Annotated in this window: 2 protein-coding genes; both read left to right on the forward strand. The window is 44.5% G+C overall.

What is annotated here, in order from left to right:
• Positions 1-586 precede the first annotated feature (586 nt).
• On the forward strand, positions 587-1,381 hold the full coding sequence (locus AC3A8L_RS20905; RefSeq protein WP_487964214.1) for a hypothetical protein: 795 nt from the start codon (positions 587-589) through the stop codon (positions 1,379-1,381).
• A 404-nt stretch (positions 1,382-1,785) separates the two neighbouring features.
• Complete coding sequence (locus AC3A8L_RS20910) at positions 1,786-2,796, forward strand: zinc-binding alcohol dehydrogenase family protein (protein ID WP_487964215.1); 1,011 nt, start codon at positions 1,786-1,788, stop codon at positions 2,794-2,796.
• Positions 2,797-2,930: the final 134 nt, after the last annotated feature.

Consider the following 2,930-nt stretch of genomic DNA (forward strand, 5'->3'; position numbering starts at 1 on the left):
ACAGGGGTTCGTGGCAATTATGGGTGATTTTTAATCGAAGTGATTATTAGTTTTGTTGGATAGTTCTCTATAAAGAAAATGAGCGATAGGAAAAGTTTGGGGAACTAATGAAAACAACACTCAGCTGACACACCTTTTAATCAAACACATCTACTTTCTGCCAAAAGTACATCACAGCCCTAATATTTCAAAATAGGTGTGCCAATTTAGAAGCTGAAAGTTAGCAAGGCAGTTTTGAGAAGTAAAAATGGACAGCCTTCCAACTCAGAATATTTGAGGTGATTAAAAACTTGACGTCCACTTTAACCGCAGACTGCGGGAAATTGAATAAGGGCGCTCTCTGCGAAATTAGAAAAGAAGTGACGGAATTCTCACACAGCCTGATCACTTTTGAGTCATTGCCTTAACTCAAAACCGCGCACCTGAATTGACAGAGAACACCCACTATAAAAAAGAATAATGTGTCAGATTTTTTTACAACTTGCAGGAATGATAAACCTAACCTCATGATTTTTATACCATGGCACGCCAATTGCATTAGAAAAGAAAGATGGTTTAATACATGATTCATTAAGGAAGAATACTTATGTCAAAATTACTTAATTACATAAATGCAACGATACTATTGGTATTTGCTGGAGGGGTATCAGCAATGCCCGTGCCTATCGATTTGAATGCTTTTGTTCAAGAAGGTCAAGCAAGTAGCGGCAACTGGGTTGTCGCTGGAGATGGTAATAGTGTTCTTCAGACGATTAATGGGCTACCAACGGCTTTCGTTAGCCCAAATAACTTCTTTAACACACAGTTTCAAGGCTCATTCGGTGCGGCCAATGATGGTGATAATGACTGGATGGGTTTTGTCTTCGGCTTTGATGCGGACGATACAACACCATTTTACCTTTTAGATTGGAAGCAGGGACAACAATCCGGAAGTGCTCCAGGGTTTACTCTCGCAGAGGTCAGTGGCGGCCTTTCTTCAATTCCTTTCAGCAACCACAACGTCGATGCTGCAAATTATGATGTCCTCGCCACAAATTTAGGAACAGGCTGGGTGGATAACCTAATCTATGATTTCACCTTGGAGTATACAGAAACACTAATTAAGGTTGACGTGTCTGGTGGAACCTTTGGCACAGGCCAAACAATTTTCAATCTTGCAACAACCGGCAACACTACAGGTCGTTTTGGATTCTACAACAACTCTCAATCGCAGGTTACTTATCAGGGTTTCACACAAACAGTTGCTCCTACCTTCTGTGAACTAAACCCTACAGATCCGCAGTGTGTTCCTGGCACGTCTGTTCCTATCCCAGCACCATTCAGTTTGCTTGCAGCTGGCTTAATTGTTCTTGGTTTAAGCCGTAAACGCGCAAAAGTTTGACTTAGTAATTCACATCTAAAAAACCCACCAATCTTGGTGGGTTTTTTTATAGCCTGGAATTAGAGAGTTCATCGGCTTTTAGGACAACCCTGCCCTCACATGGCTCTACTTGCCTCTGGGTGTATGAAAACGCCGCCACTCATTTTCTAATAATACGGAGAGTGCACTCGTTCAATTTCCCCGGTAGGTTTTTCCCCGACGAACGTTCTGGCAGCTCAGGCACTTAATGAAGCAGGAATAGCGAAGGGAAAATCATCGCTCAACACGTCTGAAACTGATATATCCTGATGGTGATAATGTACAAAGACTTTGAATGAATGACTTATTCGAGCCAAACTGAAATTAGCCACGCTGAACAACACACAACATCAATTAATCTCATTAAAAGATTAGGATATTTACCCATGAAAGCTGTTGCCCTTACTCACTATTTGCCTGTTGATGACACTAATGCGTTTCTAGATGTTGAGTTGCCAAAGCCCGAAGCAATGGGCCGTGACCTTCTTGTCTCAGTGCAGGCCGTATCAATCAATCCAGTCGACACAAAAGTTCGTGCGCCAAAGGACATAGTTGAAGAGACACCCAGGGTTCTTGGTTGGGATGCTAGCGGAATTGTCGAAGCGGTTGGCCCGGACGTCACATTATTCAAGCCCGGGGATGAGGTTTATTATGCAGGTGACCTTACTCGGTCTGGCTCAAACGCAGAGTTTCAGCTGGTCGATGAACGTATTGTTGGGATGAAGCCGAAGAGCCTTAGCTTTGCCGAAGCTGCCGCGCTGCCCCTGACAACAATCACTGCCTACGAGGCTTTCTTTGATCGCCTCGGTATAGATCGTGATGGTGGCAACAAGGGACAGTCGATTCTTATCATCGGAGCTGGCGGTGGTGTTGGGTCAATTGGTATCCAACTTGCCAAAGCTGCGGGGCTTGTCGTTATCGCTACTGCCTCTCGTCCAGAGACAACAAGCTGGGTCAAAGAGCTTGGTGCGGACCATGTTGTCAATCATCGTCAACCGATGGTTGAACAGGTGCGTGATCTCGGGATTCAGTATGTTGATCACATCGCGATCTTCAATGACATGCGCCACTGGGATACAGCGGTTGAACTGATACGGCCAGAGGGCGGAATTGTCTCAATTGATAACACCGATATGCCAATGCCTATGGATGGCATGAAGACCAAGTCAGCCAGCCTTCACTGGGAATTCATGTTTGCCCGTGCCATGTTTGAAACACCCGACATGATAGAGCAACATAAATTGTTGAGTTATGTGGCAAATGAAATTGATGCTGGACGTATTCGCACGACACTCGACCAAGTTTTAAGCCCGATCAATGCCGAGAACATCCTGGCAGCCCACGCACTTATCGAAGCAGGAACAGCAAAGGGCAAGATCGTCGTTGAACACTTTTGACATCGACATCTCCTGGCGGTGCAAAGATAGAAAGGCTTTGAGTAAAAGGCTTATTTCGGTCAAAAGAACCGCCAGTGAGATTTCTAACTAATCTATTAATCGCCGAATATGCCCTGTCACTTCTTCCCGATCAT

It is taken from the genome of Marinagarivorans sp. (genome assembly GCF_982758155.1).

Bases quoted from the DNA above. Each gene is read 5' to 3' on its own strand.
- AC3A8L_RS20905 (WP_487964214.1), top strand. From the start codon at position 587: ATGTCAAAATTACTTAATTACATAAATGCAACGATACTATTGGTATTT.
- AC3A8L_RS20910 (WP_487964215.1), top strand. From the start codon at position 1,786: ATGAAAGCTGTTGCCCTTACTCACTATTTGCCTGTTGATGACACTAAT.